We start from the raw sequence: 13,962 nt of genomic DNA, 5'->3' as shown, positions 1-13,962 counted from the left end.
CCGGAGGCCCAAACCGGGCGCCCACACGGGGGCCCAGACGGGGCCGGCGGAAGGGCCGGAGGCTCAGCGAAAAGGCCGCGCCACCTCGTCGAGGGCCTGCTCCATGATCTGGGAGAGCGGGCGGGCCTCCTGCTCCTCGATCCAGACGTGCGTCGCGATGCGCAACGCGACGAGGAAGGCGGCGGCCATGATCCGGCACTTCAGGTCGGCGGCCGGCTCTCCCGCCCCGTCGCGGTCGGAGATCGCTTGGACCAGCTCCCGTTCCAGTGCGGCGTGGTTGGCGAGCTGCCGGGCGAGCAGGGACGGGTGGCGCTTGGTGAGCGAGGTGCGCACCGCCCACTCGCGGTCGAGCTCGCCCATGTCCTCCAGCTCGTCGCGCACGGCCCCGCGCAGCGCCTGCCAGCCCGACTCCCCCGCCGGCCGTTCACGGACCGCCCGCACCAGGGACCGGACCCGCTCCTCCTCGCCGTACAGGAGGGCGTCCTCTTTGCTGCCGAAGTAGTTGGAGAAGGTCCGGCGCGAGATGTTGGCGGCCTCCACGATGTCGTCGACGGTGACGTGGTCCAGCCCGCGTTCCACGGCGAGCCGCAGGGCGGCCTTGTGGATGGCCTGCCGCGTCTCGGCCTTCTTACGCTCGCGCAATCCCGCCGTCGTCTCCATGGTGGGCTCAGCTTAGCCGCTCAAACATTGCCCACTGCGCAAAGTTGCCCAGTGGGCATGTAATCTGAGGGCAGTTGTCCTCACCCATCCGATTGGAGGCTGCGCGTGAGCGCACCCACGCTGCCGGAGGCCGGCCCGAAAAGCCACCGGCAGGTACTCGAAGCGCTGAGCGGCCTGCTCCTCGTCCTGTTCATCGCGATGATCAGCAGCACGATCGTGTCGGTCGCGCTCCCCCAGATCATCGGTGCGCTGAACGGCACCCAGTCGCAGTACACCTGGGTGGTCACCGCGGCGCTGCTCACCACGACCGCCTCGACCCCCATCTGGGGCAAGCTCGCCGACCTGTTCAGCAAGAAGCTGCTGATCGAGGTCGCCATCGGCATCTTCCTGGTCGCCTCGTTCGCCTGTGGTTTCGCCCAGAACACCCCGATGCTGATCGCCTTCCGCGCGGTCCAGGGCCTGGGCATGGGCGCCCTGCAGATCCTGGTCCAGGTCGTCATCGCCGCGATGATCCCGCCGAAGGAGCGCGGCAAGTACAACGGCTACCTCGGCGCGGTCATCGCCGTGGCCACGGTCGGCGGCCCGCTGCTCGGCGGTCTGATCACCGACACCTCCTGGCTCGGCTGGCGGTGGTGCTTCTTCCTGCCGATCCCGTTCGCCCTCATCGCCCTGGTCGTCCTGCACCGCACACTCGACGTGGCGTCCATCCGCCGTCCGGAGACCTCGGTGGACTACGTGGGCGCCCTCCTGATCGCGATCGGCGTGAGCGTCCTGCTGATCTGGGTGACGTTCGTCAACAACTCCTTCGACTGGATCTCCTGGCAGACCTTCGCCATGGTCGGCGCCGCGATCGTGCTGCTGGTCCTGGCCGTGTGGGTCGAGACCGTGGTCCGGGAGCCCGTCGTCCCCCTGCACGTCGTGCGGCGGCGCGTGCCCGCCCTCGCCATCCTGGCCAGCCTGGCCGTGGGCATGGCGATGTTCGGCGGCGCGGTCTTCCTGGGCCAGTACTTCCAGATCGGCCGCGGCTACAGCCCCACCGAGGCGGGCCTGCTCACCATCCCGATGATGTTCGGCGTCCTCGTGTCGTCCACGATCTCGGGGCGGATGGTGTCCCGCAGCGGGCGGGTCAAGCCGTACATCCTCGTCGGCTCGATCGTGCTCACGCTCGGCTTCCTGGCCCTGTCCACGATCGACCACCAGACCTCGCTGGTCCTCGTCGGCGCGGGGATGCTGGTGGTCGGCGTCGGCGTCGGCATGTCCATGCAGAACCTCGTCCTGGCCGTGCAGAACACCGTCCCGCTGCGCGAACTGGGCGCGGCAAGCGGCGCCGTCACGTTCTTCCGCTCACTGGGCGGCACGATCGGCGTCTCGATCCTCGGCGCCGTGCTGGCGAACCGGGTCACCGAGAACATCGTCGCGGGCCTCGCGAAGGCCGGCATCCGGCCGACCGGGTCGCAGGGCGGCGGCACCCTCAACATCAAGGCGATGCCCGAGCCGATCCGCACCATCGTGCGGGCCGCCTACGGCGACGCCACCGGCCACATCTTCCTGATCTCGGCCTGCATCGCGGTCGTCGGCATCCTCGCCGTGCTGTTCCTCCCGCAGGTGCGGCTGCGCGACAGCATGGACCTGGCCGAGCCGGCCGCCGCCGGAGCGCACGCGCCCGCCGCGGCCGAGTCCCGCTGAGCCCTGCCCCGCTGAGCCCTGTCCCCTGAACCCGGCTCCCTGACCACGGCCCCCGGGTACGGCTCCCGTCGCGTGAGCGGGAGGCCGTACCGGGGGCCGTACCGGGGGGCCGTCCGGTCTCAAAGACGGGGGTCGACCGGCTCGGACTCCAGCGCGAGGACGGCGAAGACCGCCTCGTGGATCCGCCACAGCGGCTCACCCCCGGCCAGGCGCGTCAGCGCCTCCAGGCCGAGCGCGTGCTCCCGCAGCGCCAGCGACCGCTTCCTGCCGGTGAACCTGCGCCGCAGCACGTCGAGCGACTCGGTGTAGTCGGGGCCGTAGATGATCCGCAGGTACTCACGGCCCCGCACCTTCACGCCCGGCTGCACCCGTCCCTCCTGATGCGCGGCCGGTTTGACCACCATGCCCTCACCCCCGGCCTCGGTCAGCGCCGTCCACCATGCGACGGCCGCCTCCCGCTCCTCCAGCGAGTCGAGGGAGACGAAGACATGGCGGGTCGGAGTGAGGAGCGGCGAGTCCATCAGGCCGAGCGTCTTCAGGTGCCACTCGTGCGGTTCCTCCACCGCCGTCGCCCTGCCCTCGCAGGCGAGGATCTGGAACGGCGCGAGCCGTACGCCGTCGAGGCCCGAGACCGGCCAGCAGTAGCGGGCATAGGCGTCGCGGAACCGGGCAGCGTTGTGGGCACGGCGGCGGGTGCGGTCGAGCAGAGCGCCTACATCCAGGCCACGTCCCGCCGCCGACTCCAACGCGGCGACCGCCTCGGGCAGCGCCACCCGGGCGGCCGCCCCCACCGAGGCGTACTGGTCGCGGATCAGTCCCTCCGCCTTGGCCGACCACGGCAGCAGCTCGCAGTCGAGCACCACCCAGTCGGTCTCCAGCGCCTCCCACAGCGGCGCGGCCGCCTCACGCAGCCGGTCCACCAGTTCCGGCACGCGCTCGTCGAAGAAGGGCCGCCCGGTGCGGGTGTAGACGCTGCCCGTCGTGCCGTCGGCGACGCCGAAGCGGCGGGCCGCGGCCTCCGGCGTCCGCGCCAGCACGGCGATCGCCCGCGAGCCCATGTGCTTCTCCTCGCACACCACCCGGGTCACCCCCGCCCGGGCGAACTCGTCGAACGCCTCGGCCGGGTGCTCCAGGTAGCCCTCCAGCGCGGAGGTCTCCGGCGGGGCCATGGTCGGCGGAAGGTAGACCAGCCAGCGGGGGTCCACGGCGAACCGGCTCATGATCTCCAGCGCGGCGCGGGAGTTCTCCTCCGCGATCCTGATCCGGCCGCCGAATCGCGTCTCCACGAAGCGGGTGCCGTCCACGTCGCCGATGTCCAGCACGCCGGGATCGCGGGCGGGGGTGGCCGCGGCCAGCGGCCGCACCGGCTCATACCAGACGTTCTCGGCCGGAACCGAGACGAGCTCGCGCTCGGGGTAGCGCAGGGCGGTCAGCCGCCCGCCGAAGACCACGCCGGTGTCGAGGCAGATCGTGTTGTTGACCCACTCCGGCTCGGGCACCGGGGTGTGCCCGTAGACGACCATGGCACGCCCCCGGTAGTCGTTCGCCCAGGGGTAGCGCACCGGCAGGCCGTACTCGTCGGTCTCCCCGGTCGTGTCGCCGTACAGGGCGAACGCCCGCACCCGCCCGGAGGCCCGCCCGTGGTAGGCCTCCTTGAGCCCGGCGTGCGCGACCACCAGCCTGCCGCCGTCGAGGCGGTAGTGGCTGATGAGACCGTCCATGAACGTCCTGGCGTCCGCGCGGAACTCCTCCGGCTCGGCGGCGAGCTGCTCCAGCGACCGCTCAAGGCCGTGGGCGACCCGCACCTTGCGGCCGTCGAGGGCCCGCACCAGCTTCTGCTCGTGGTTGCCGGACACGCACAGCGCGGTCCCGGCCTCGACCATGCTCATGACCAGCCGCAGCACGCCCGGCGTGTCCGGCCACGGTCGACCAGGTCGCCGACGAAGACCGCGGTACGCCCCTCGGGGTGGACGGCGCCGTCCGGCCCGACCTCCCAGCCGAGCTTCACCAGCAGGGACTCCAGCTCGGCCCGGCAGCCGTGCACGTCGCCGATGATGTCGAACGGCCCTGTGAGGTGGGTCTTGTCGGTCCACGCCTTCTCGTACGTGACGGTCACGTCGTCGATCTCGTCGCCGCGCAGCACGTGGACCCGGCGGAAGCCGTCCTTGGAGATCTTGCCGAGCGACCGGCGCAGCTCCTTGCGCTGCCGGGTGATCACGTGGGGGCCGAAGGCCCGGTCGGGGCGGGCCGCGTTGCGGGCGCGCGCCACCTCCTCCGGCGCGTCGAGCACGATCGCGTCGGCGAGCACGTCGTGAGATCTGGCCAGCTCGATGAGCTTCTTGCGGGCTTCCCACTGCACGTTGGTCGCGTCCACCACCGTGAGGAGGCCCCGCCTCAGGCGGATGCCCACGATGTGGTGGAGCAGGTCGAACGCCTCGGGCGTGGCCGTCTGGTCGTTCTCGTCGTCGGCGACCAGGCCCCGGCAGAAGTCGGACGAGACGACCTGCGTGGGCGCGAAGTGCCGGGCCGCGAACGTCGACTTGCCGCTCCCGGAGATGCCGACGAGCACCACCAGCGACAGCTCCGGCACGCTGATCTCGGTCACGGCCGCTCCTCCCTCCTGCTGAAGACCGCCATCTGGGTGGGCGGGCCCACCTCGGGGTCGTCCTCGCCGACCGGCCGCGATTCGGCCGCGTAGCCGTACGTCTCGCACACGCCCGCCACCCACCGGGCGAACTCCGCCCGGCTCCACTCGAATCGGTGGTCGGGGTGCCGGCGCGCCCCCTCGAGCAGCTCGTACCTGACGTTGTGCTCCACGTTGGGCGTGGTGACGATCACGTGTGCGGGCCGCGCCGTGCCGAAGACCACGCGTTCGAGCGCGGGAAGGCGTGGCGGGTCCACGTGCTCGACGACCTCCATCAGCACCGCGGCGTCGTACCCGGCCAGGCGCGCGTCGGTATAGGTCAGCGAGCCCTGGAACAGCTCCAGCCTGGCCCGCTTGGCGTCCGGCATCCGGTCGGCGCGCAGGCGGCGCTTGGCCATCGCGAGCGCGCGGGCCGACACGTCCATGCCGGCCACCTTGGCGAAGGCCGGCTTGGCGAGCAGCGCCGACAGCAGCTGCCCCGAGCCGCAGCCGAGGTCGAGCACGGTGCGGGCGCCGACCTCCTCCAGCACCGCCACGACGGCCTCCCGGCGCAGCGTGTTCAGCGGCACCCGCTCCTCAGGGGCGGCGTCGGGCGTGCGGCCGGGCTCGGCGACCTGGGGGTCGGCGATATCGGGGTCGACGATGTCGGGCTCCGCCTGCCCGGCTCCGCTGACCGGTGCGGCGGAGCCGGGGGCCTCGGCGCCCGGCTCCTCCTCCACCGGCGGGTCCAGGCTCTCCTCCACGTCGTCGCCCAGCTCGGCGAGACGGGCGAAGGCGGTGCGGGTGAGCGCCCACCGCCGGCCGAGATAGCGACGGGTGATCAGCCCCTTGTCCGGATGACCGGCCAGCCAGCCCTCTCCCGCGCGGACGAGCTTGTCGACCTCGTCGCCCGCCAGCCAGTAGTGCTTGGCGTCGTCCAGCACCGGGAGCAGGACGTACAGGTGGTTGAGCGCGTCGGCCAGGCGCACGTTGCCGCGCAGCGCGAGCCGTACGTACCGGGACTCGCCCCACTCGGGGAAGCCGGGGTCCAGCGGCACGGCCTCGGCGCCGACCTCCCAGCCCAGCGGCCCGAACAGCCGGTGCGCGAGATCGGCCCCTCCCCGGCACGGCAGGGCCGGCAGGCCGATCTCCAGGGGGATCGGCCCGTCCGCGAGGTCCTGCCGGGAGGCGCACCGGCCGGTCCGCGCCGTGCGGAACACGTCGGCGAGCGCCGACGCCAGCAGGGAGGACGCGGCGTACGGCCGGTCGTTGACGTACTGCCCCAGGGAGAAGTCGGGCGAGGACGAGCCCCGCGAACGGGCCAGCCGCACCGGGTCGACCTCCAGCAGCAGCGCCGCGGTGCACCGGTCCTCGCCCGCCTCCGGGTAGAAGACCCGCGCCATGCCGAACGACTGCTCGAACTCCTGCACCCGGTCGGGGTGCTTGTGCAGGAGGAAGCCGAGGTCCGTGGCGGGCCGGAGAGTCGTCGAGATCGTGAGGAGCACCCGGCAAAGTGTGCCGGATGCCCCCTTCGACCGGCTATGGCTTTTCAGACGTGCGGCACTATCACATGTGCGGCAGCGCGCCTTTCACACGTACGGCAGCACCCTTTTCACACGTGCGGCAGCACCTCGGCCGCGATCAGCTCCAGATGCTCCAGGTCGTGCAGGTCGAGGACCTGCAGATAGAGACGCTCGGCGCCCATCTCGGCGAACCGGCCGATCTTGTCCACGATCTCCTGCGGCGTGCCCGCCAGCCCGTTGACGCGCAGCTCGCCGACCTCGCGGCCGATGTTGGCGGCCCGCCGGGCGATCTCCGCCTCGTCCCGTCCGGCGCAGACGACCTGCGCCGCCGACAGCAGGACGGTCTCCCGGCTCACGGCGTCGCACGCCTGCCTGACCCGGTCGAAGGCCGCGGCGGTGTCCTCGGGGAGGTGGAACGGCACGTTGTACTCGTCGGCGAACCGCGCGACCAGCCGCGGCGTCCGCTTGGCGCCCCCGCCGCCGATGATGACGGGCGGCCGGGGCCGCTGCGCCGGCTTGGGCAGCCCCGGTGAGTCGGCCAGCCGGTAGTGCGCGCCCTCGAAGGAGAACGGCTTGGCCGCCGCCCACAGCCCGGTCACGATCTCGAGCTGCTCCTCCAGGCGCTCGAACCGCTCGCCCAGGGAGGGGAACGGGATCCCGTACGCCGTGTGCTCCTCCTCGAACCAGCCGGTGCCGAGACCCAGCTCCACACGGCCGCCGCTCATCTGGTCGACCTGGGCGACGCTGATCGCCAGCGGCCCGGGCAACCGGAACGTCGCGGCGCTCACCAGCGTGCCCAGCCTGATGCGCGAGGTCTCCCGCGCGAGACCGGCCAGGGTGATCCACGCGTCGGTCGGGCCCGGGGCGGGGTCGCCGTCGCCCATCCGCAGGTAATGGTCGGACCGGAAGAACGCGTCGAACCCGAGCCGCTCGGCCGCCTGCGCCACCCTGAGCAGGTCGTCGTAGCTCGCCCCCTGCTGGGGTTCGGTGAAGATCCTCAATTTCATCCGTCCATTATCCCCGCCCCCGCGTCCACGACTTGCTAGAGTGCGAGCCGCCTGTGCGCAACGTGGTCGTATCGCAACTCAGGGTGGTGAGCGTGGACTCCGCACGTCATTCCCGCGAAGCGGGCCGCCCCCCGCGATCCCTCGTCCTCCTGGCGTCGGCCGCGCTCGTCGCGGGCACCGGCGCGGCGCTGTGGGCGCTGCCCGCCACCCCGCCCGGCGGCTGGGACGCGACGCCCGGGGGCCCCGGAGGCAGGCCCGAAAGCAGGCCGGGTGCCACGGCCACGCCCACCGGTGCGCGGAGTCCGGCCTCCCCGGTGCCGGAGACGCTGGTCGCCGCGCGCCAGACGGTCGCCTCGCCGGCCCCGCCCGCCGCCGCTCCCCCCGCCGACGAGCCCGCGGCCCGTTATCGGGGGTTCCTCGACGCCGCCGGGGAGCCGCACCCGGAACTGCTGCGGGTGGGGGTGCGCTCGTTCGCCATCGGTCACATCGTCGCAGGCCCGGGCGGCTGCGCTCCTCACTGGACTGGGGCGCAACCGCGGGGCGGGGACTCCGTCGCCGCGCGAATCGAGCGGCTGAGGGCCGACGGCGGCGAGGTGTGGCCGGCGTTCGGCGGGCCGTACGGGCAGGAGCTGGCGGTCACCTGTGAGAACCCGGCCCGGCTGCTCGCGGCCTACCGCCACGTCGTGACGGCGCTCGACCCTCCCGGCGTCGACTTCGAGGCCGGTGGGTCGGCCGGGCACGCCGCCGTCCGCCGCCGCGCCGCCGCCGTCGCCCGGTTGCAGCGCGAGGCGCGGGCGCGCGGCCGCCCGCTGCGGGTCACGTTCACGCTCCCCGCCTCCCGGCGCGGCCTGGAGCCCGCCGACCAGGAGATGCTGCGGGCGGCTCGCGAGGAGGGGACGGAGATCGAGTCCGTCGGCCTGCTCGTGCCGATCGCCTCCGGCGTCTCGAACCTCCACGACCTGGCCGTCGCCGCGCGGGCGGCGCGCCTCCAGATCGCCGCGGCGCTGGACGTGCCGCCCGACCGGGCGTGGCGGCGGATGGGCCTCGCGCCGGTCCTCGCCGGCCCCGGCGACCTCGGCCCCGGCGAGGCCGGGCGGCTGGCGGCGTTCCGGGCCCGCAACGGCCTGGGCTGGCTGTCCTTGCGAGGCGCCGCACCGGCCGACGACGTCGTACGGATCCTGGCCCGGCCGTCACGCCCCGACGCGGGCGTCGCCCGCCCCGAGGTCACGCCCGGCGCCCCTCCCGTCCGCCCCTGGTAACCGCTTCTCACCGGCGCTGCGCTCTTCCTGTGGGCGGCTCGACCCGTGTGCGCGGGTGCGGGGCGGAGCCGCCATCGGTTCCGGAAGCTCGGCCCGCGAGCGACCCGACGGGACGCCACCGCCGTGCCGTCACATCGAGACGCCTCCATCGTGCTCGCCGTGAGCGGGGGGAGCCGCGAGGACGACCTTGCCCTGCCGTGGCCCTCGCGCGGCGGCCGCGTGCGCCTCGGCCGCCCGGTCCATGGGGAACACCGCCCGCACGGGAACGCGGAAGCGCCCCTCCGCCGACAGTGCGGCCGCGAGGGCGAGACCATGGCGCCCGTCCGGCTCGCCGCCGAGCTCACCGCGGGAGAGGCCGACTCCGAGTTCCGGGCCGGCGAAGTCCGCGATGGTGAGGACCGATGCCGGCGTACCGGTGATCGCGATGAGTTCGCGAAGCGAGCCGGCGCCGGCGACGTCCAGCGCGAGGTCGATCCCTTCGGGCGCGAGAGCGTGGACGCGCTCGGCGAGCCCGGGCCCGTAGGCGACCGGGACCGCGCCGAGCCCGGCGATGAAGGCGTGGTTCTCCGGGCGGCCCGTGCCGATCACGCGGGCGCCGCGGGCGACCGCCAGTTGGACGGCGACGCTGCCGACGCCGCCGGAGGCGCCGTCGATCAGGAGCGTCGTTCCCGTGCGTACGCCGAGCCTGTCGAGCGCCCGGGTGGCGGTCTCGACGCTCGTGCCGGCGGCGCCGGCCTCCTCCCACGACATCGAGGGCGGCTTCGCGGCCCAGAACGCCAGCACGGCGAACTCGGCGGCGGCGCCGCCCAGCCGCGAGACGTCGACGGCGCCGAAGACCTCGTCCCCGGCGGCGAACCCGGTGACGTCCGCGCCGACCTCGTCGATCACCCCGGCGGCGTCGACGCCGGGGATGTGCGGCAGGGGGAGTCGTGCGCTCGACGGCGACGCGCCGGCGCGCAGCGCGAGGTCGACCGGTGCGACCCCGGCGGCCCTGACTCTGACGCGCACCTCGCCGGGACCCGCGTGAGGCTCGGGGAATCCCCCGACGGCGAGGACCTCGGGGGGACCGAACCGCTCGAACCGCACCGCAAACATTTCCACATCCGGGAACATAATCACCCATCCGGCTGTTCCGACTGGCCGCCGACCACGGTAGGCGGACGAACGGGAGCGGCTGCCTCGGATCGCCGCAAGTGAGAGGGGCGCGGACGACATTGACTCGGAAACCCCGGATGGACGCGGAGCACAACCGGCGGCACGTCGTGGCGGTCGCCCATGCCGCGTTCGCCGCGGACGGGCTCGACCTGCCGGTGCACGAGATCGCCCGGCGTGCCGGCCTGGGCGTCGCGACCGTCTATCGGCACTTCCCGTCACGACAGGACCTCGTCGGCGCGGTGCTCGCCGAGCAGGTGGCCGTGTGCCGCGCGCAGATGCGTGCCGCCCTGGACGACCCCGACCCCTGGCGCGCGCTGCGCGGAACCGTCCACCGATTCGCCGAGGGCCAGGTGCGGCACCGCGGGTTGAACGGAGCGCTGCTCGGCTCCCACCCCGCGGGCGCCGCGTTCGCCGGGCAGCGCCGCGCACAGGCCCGAAGGCTCGAGCAGCTCGTCGAGCGGGCCCGGAGCGCGGGCGGCGTCCGTCCCGAGCTGTCGGTCGAGGACGTGAGGATCGGCCTGAGGGCCATCGCCTCCTTCCGCGCCGGTCCGCCCGAAACCGCGGCGGCGGCGGTCCGGAGGCTGGCCGACCTCCTGGTCGCCGGCATGGCCCGGCCCCACCCGTGAGGCGGCGCCGGGCTCAGTCCCTGACGAGCAGCGCGACGCACTCCACGTGGTGGGTCATCGGGTACTGGTCGAAGGCCCGCAGGTCCTCCAGCCGGTAGCCGTGCCCGGCGAACCAGGCGACGTCCCTGGCCAGGGTTGCCGGGTCGCACGAGACGTACACCACGCGCGAGGCCTCCAGGCCGGCGACGCGCTCGACCACCGGACGGCCGAGACCCGCGCGGGGCGGGTCGGCCACCACCAGGTCGGCCCGTTCGATCCGCAGCCGGTCGAGCGCCTCCTCGACCCTGCCCCGCTCGACCTGCGCCTGCGGCAGGTCACGCAGGTTGAACCGGGCGTCCTGCGCCGCCTGCGGCTCGGACTCGATGCCGAGCACCGCGCCCTCGGGGCCGACGGCCTCGGCGAGCCCGGCGGCGAACAGGCCGGCGCCGCAGTAGAGGTCGAGCGCCCACTCCCCCGGCTCGGGCCGGCCGAAGTCGAGCACCGCGCCGAGCAGCGTGGCCGCCGCGCCCGGGTGGACCTGCCAGAATCCGCTCGCGGTGACCCGGAAGTCCCGCTCGCCCACCCGCTCGGTCAGCGAGGCCCGGCCGCGCAGCGCCCGCGTGCCCCGCCTGCCCTCGTCGAGCAGGACCGCGGCGTCCACGTCCGGGATATCCGCCCGGCGGCGCGGGACGGGTTCGACGATCACGGCGCGGTCACCGCCGGAGGCCGCCACCACCTCGACCGAGGCGGCCCCCGGCCAGGCCAGGCGTTCGGCGCCGACCTCCTCGACGGCGGGGTGCGCGATGAGGCACTCGGTGACGTGCTCGATCTCGTGCGACCGGTGGCGCCGCAGCCCCGCCGTGCCGTCCCGCTCCACGGCGAACCGCACGCGGGTGCGCCATCCGAGGCCGTCCTCCGCCCCCGGCACCTCCTCGACCACGACCTTGAGGTCGAGGCCCGCCAGGCGCCGGAACTGCTCGGCGACCACGTCGGCCTTGAGCCGGCGCTGCGCCTCCAGCGACGCGTGCTGCCAGTCGCAGCCGCCGCAGCGGCCGGGGCCGGCGAACGGACAGGGCGGCGTGACCCGGTCGGGTGAGGGCTCCAGGATCTCGACCGCGTCTGCCCGCAGGAACCGCGCGGTCTCCTCGGTGACCTCGGCGACCACCCGCTCGCCTGGCAGGGCGTGCCGGACGAAGACCACCCGGCCCTCGTGCCTGGCCACGCACCAGCCGCCGTTGGCGACGGCGTCCACCGTCAGTTCGAGCCGTTCGCCGCCCATGTCGGCCTCTTTCGTGTCGGTCATGCCTTGACCTGCGTGTCCTTCGGTGGGGGCTGGTAGGAGCGGCGGGAGGCGCCGGGAGCGGACGGCTCCCTGCGGCCCTTGAGGCGGTCGGAGGAGGCGAGCTGGAACGGCACGCTCGTGACCATGACCCCGGGCTTGAACAGCAGCCGCCCCTTGAGCCGCAGCGCGCTCTGGTTGTGCAGGAGGTGCTCCCACCAGCGGCCGACCACGTACTCGGGGATGTAGACCGTCACGACGTCGCGCGGCGAGCGCCGCCGCAGCGATTTCACGTACTCGAGCACCGGGCCGGTGATCTCCCGGTACGGCGAGTCGAGGATCTTGAGCGGCACCTCGATGCCGCGCCGGTCCCACTCCTCCCTGAGCCGGTTCGCCTCGTCGGCGTCCACGCTGACGGTCACGGCCTCCAGGCTCGACGGGCGGGTCGCCCTGGCGTACGCGAGCGCGCGGAGCGTCGGCTTGTGGATCTTCGAGACGAGCACGATCGCGTGGTTGCGGGCGGGCAGCAGCGACTCGTCGGCCTCGTGCCCCTCCGGCGCGGCGAGCTCCTCGGCGACCCGGTCGTAGTGCCGCCTGATGCCCTTCATCATGAGGAAGAGCACCGGCATCGCGATGCAGACGATGTACGCGCCGTGCGTGAACTTGGTGGCGAGCACGACGACGAGCACGAGCCCGGTCATGACCGCGCCGAAGCCGTTGATCACCCGCGAGCGCATCATGTGGAAGCGCGCCCTCGCGTCGGTCTCGGTCCTCAGGTGACGGGTCCAGTGCCGGACCATGCCGATCTGGCTGAGGGTGAACGAGACGAACACGCCGACGATGTAGAGGTTGAGCAGCTTGCTCACGTCCGCGTCGAACGCCCAGATCAGCAGGCAGGCCCCGGCCGCGAGGATGACGATGCCGTTGCTGAACGCGAGGCGGTCGCCCCGGGTGTGGAGCTGACGCGGCAGGAAACGGTCCTGGGCGAGGATCGAGCCGAGCACCGGGAAACCGTTGAACGCGGTGTTGGCCGCCAGGAACAGGATGAGGGCGGTCACCGCGGCGATCACGACGAACAGGAACGAGCCGTGGCCGAAGACGGCCGAGGCGACCTGCGCGATGATCGGCTGCTGGTAGTAGCCGGGCCCGGCCGGGTGGCCGTCGATGATGATGTTCCTGGCCACGAACGCCGGGTCGGTCAGCTTCACGCCTGACTGGAGGCCGAGGAAGATGATCCCGCTGAACATCGTGACCGCGATCAGGCCCATCATGAGCAGCGTCGTCGCGGCGTTCTTGCTCTTGGGCTTGCGGAAGGCCGGCACGCCGTTGCTGATCGCCTCGACGCCGGTGAGCGCGGCGCACCCCGACGAGAAGGCGCGCAGCACCAGGAACGCCATCGCGAATCCGGCGAGATCGGCCTGCTGCCCGATGATGCGGTAGTCGGCGGTGGGGGCGCGCAGGTCGTCGCCGAGCACGATCAGCCGGAACAGGCCCCACGCGACCATGCCGATGACCGCGATCATGAAGGCGTAGGTGGGCACGGCGAACGCGACACCCGATTCCCTGAGGCCGCGCAGATTCATGATCGTCAAGAGTGCGACGATGGCTATCGCGACCAGTGGACGGTGTTCGGCGACGAAGGGGATCGTCGCACCCACATAGTCGGCTCCGTTGGCGACCGACACCGCCACGGTCAGCACGTAGTCGACGAGCAGGGCGCTCGCGACGGTCAGGCCCGCGGTCGGTCCCAGGTTCGTCGTCGCCACCTCGTAGTCGCCGCCGCCACTGGGATAGGCGTGCACGTTCTGCCGGTAGGAGGCGACCACCGTGAGCATGACGAGGACGACGCCCGCCGCGACCCATGGGCTGACGCTGTAGAGGCCGACCCCGCCGATCGACAGGATGACCAGGATCTCCTGCGGCGCGTACGCCACCGAGGACAGCGCGTCACTGGCGAAGACCGGCAGTGCCACGCGCTTGGGCAGCAGCTGATGGTGGAGCGCGGTGCTCCGCAGAGCCCGCCCCACGAGGAGCCGCTTGACAAGATCTGGCACCTTCGACACGTCTGTTGAGCCTAGTCCCCCGGCGCCGTGCCCGGGTCATGCGGTGTCCGGCAGGGGCGACATACTGTCTGCATTAGGAGACCGCCACAACCCACGGCGGGG

9 protein-coding genes and 1 pseudogene are annotated in these 13,962 nt (G+C 73.1%); 3 read left to right on the top strand and 7 right to left on the bottom strand.

Annotated elements, in window-relative coordinates; genetic code table 11:
* Nucleotides 1-63 precede the first annotated feature (63 nt).
* The gene (locus tag QSK36_RS02225; protein WP_285781150.1) at nt 64-660 is read right to left on the bottom strand and encodes a TetR/AcrR family transcriptional regulator; all 597 of its coding nucleotides are present in this window, start codon (nt 658-660) and stop codon (nt 64-66) included.
* A gap of 105 nt (nt 661-765) precedes the next feature.
* Between QSK36_RS02225 and QSK36_RS02220 the strand changes: the two genes are divergently transcribed.
* Nucleotides 766-2,346 carry an MDR family MFS transporter gene (locus QSK36_RS02220; protein WP_285781149.1) on the top strand — a complete coding sequence of 527 codons (1,581 nt, stop codon included), beginning with the start codon at nt 766-768 and terminating at the stop codon, nt 2,344-2,346.
* Nucleotides 2,347-2,465: 119 nt separating this feature from the next.
* On the opposite strand, the pseudogene QSK36_RS02215 reads toward QSK36_RS02220, so the two are convergent.
* The 3 genes and pseudogenes from QSK36_RS02215 to QSK36_RS02205 form a co-directional block, all read right to left on the bottom strand.
* Nucleotides 2,466-4,951 (bottom strand): annotated as a pseudogene (locus QSK36_RS02215) (polynucleotide kinase-phosphatase).
* Nucleotides 4,948-6,474: a 3' terminal RNA ribose 2'-O-methyltransferase Hen1 gene (locus QSK36_RS02210; RefSeq protein ID WP_285781148.1), complete on the bottom strand. Its 1,527-nt coding sequence runs from the start codon at nt 6,472-6,474 to the stop codon at nt 4,948-4,950. Before QSK36_RS02210 ends, QSK36_RS02215 begins: the two are co-directional and overlap by 4 nt.
* Before the next feature lie 107 nt (nt 6,475-6,581).
* Nucleotides 6,582-7,499 (bottom strand): LLM class F420-dependent oxidoreductase, encoded by a 918-nt coding sequence (locus QSK36_RS02205; RefSeq protein ID WP_183536261.1) that lies wholly within the window; start codon nt 7,497-7,499, stop codon nt 6,582-6,584.
* A gap of 92 nt (nt 7,500-7,591) precedes the next feature.
* Here QSK36_RS02205 and QSK36_RS02200 point away from each other — a divergent pair, with 92 nt between their 5' ends.
* Nucleotides 7,592-8,758, top strand: a complete 1,167-nt coding sequence (locus QSK36_RS02200; RefSeq protein WP_285781147.1) for a glycoside hydrolase family 18 protein — start codon at nt 7,592-7,594, stop codon at nt 8,756-8,758.
* Between the two features lie 129 nt (nt 8,759-8,887).
* Here QSK36_RS02200 and QSK36_RS02195 read toward each other — a convergent pair whose 3' ends face one another.
* Nucleotides 8,888-9,853, bottom strand: coding sequence for an NADP-dependent oxidoreductase (locus QSK36_RS02195; RefSeq protein WP_285781441.1), 966 nt, complete (start codon nt 9,851-9,853; stop codon nt 8,888-8,890).
* Nucleotides 9,854-9,990: 137 nt separating this feature from the next.
* Between QSK36_RS02195 and QSK36_RS02190 the strand changes: the two genes are divergently transcribed.
* On the top strand, nt 9,991-10,539 hold the full coding sequence (locus QSK36_RS02190; RefSeq protein ID WP_285781146.1) for a TetR/AcrR family transcriptional regulator: 549 nt from the start codon (nt 9,991-9,993) through the stop codon (nt 10,537-10,539).
* Nucleotides 10,540-10,552: 13 nt separating this feature from the next.
* Here QSK36_RS02190 and QSK36_RS02185 read toward each other — a convergent pair whose 3' ends face one another.
* Nucleotides 10,553-11,821 (bottom strand): class I SAM-dependent RNA methyltransferase, encoded by a 1,269-nt coding sequence (locus QSK36_RS02185; protein ID WP_259405419.1) that lies wholly within the window; start codon nt 11,819-11,821, stop codon nt 10,553-10,555.
* Nucleotides 11,818-13,860, bottom strand: coding sequence for an APC family permease (locus tag QSK36_RS02180; RefSeq protein WP_183536254.1), 2,043 nt, complete (start codon nt 13,858-13,860; stop codon nt 11,818-11,820). The genes QSK36_RS02185 and QSK36_RS02180 overlap by 4 nt, the downstream gene beginning before the upstream one ends.
* Between the last annotated feature and the right edge of the window lie 102 nt (nt 13,861-13,962).

Source organism: Microbispora sp. NBRC 16548 (assembly GCF_030268985.1).
GTDB classification, from domain to species: Bacteria; Actinomycetota; Actinomycetes; order Streptosporangiales; family Streptosporangiaceae; genus Microbispora; species Microbispora catharanthi.
Note: the sequence above shows the minus strand (reverse complement) of the source record. Positions and strands in the feature narration are given on the sequence as shown.

Excerpts from the sequence above, each read along its gene's own strand:
- QSK36_RS02225 (WP_285781150.1), bottom strand. The coding sequence starts at position 660 with ATGGAGACGACGGCGGGATTGCGCGAGCGTAAGAAGGCCGAGACGCGG.
- QSK36_RS02190 (WP_285781146.1), top strand. The coding sequence starts at position 9,991 with ATGGACGCGGAGCACAACCGGCGGCACGTCGTGGCGGTCGCCCATGCC.
- QSK36_RS02185 (WP_259405419.1), bottom strand. The coding sequence starts at position 11,821 with ATGACCGACACGAAAGAGGCCGACATGGGCGGCGAACGGCTCGAACTG.
- QSK36_RS02205 (WP_183536261.1), bottom strand. The coding sequence starts at position 7,499 with ATGAAATTGAGGATCTTCACCGAACCCCAGCAGGGGGCGAGCTACGAC.
- QSK36_RS02195 (WP_285781441.1), bottom strand. The coding sequence starts at position 9,853 with ATGTTTGCGGTGCGGTTCGAGCGGTTCGGTCCCCCCGAGGTCCTCGCC.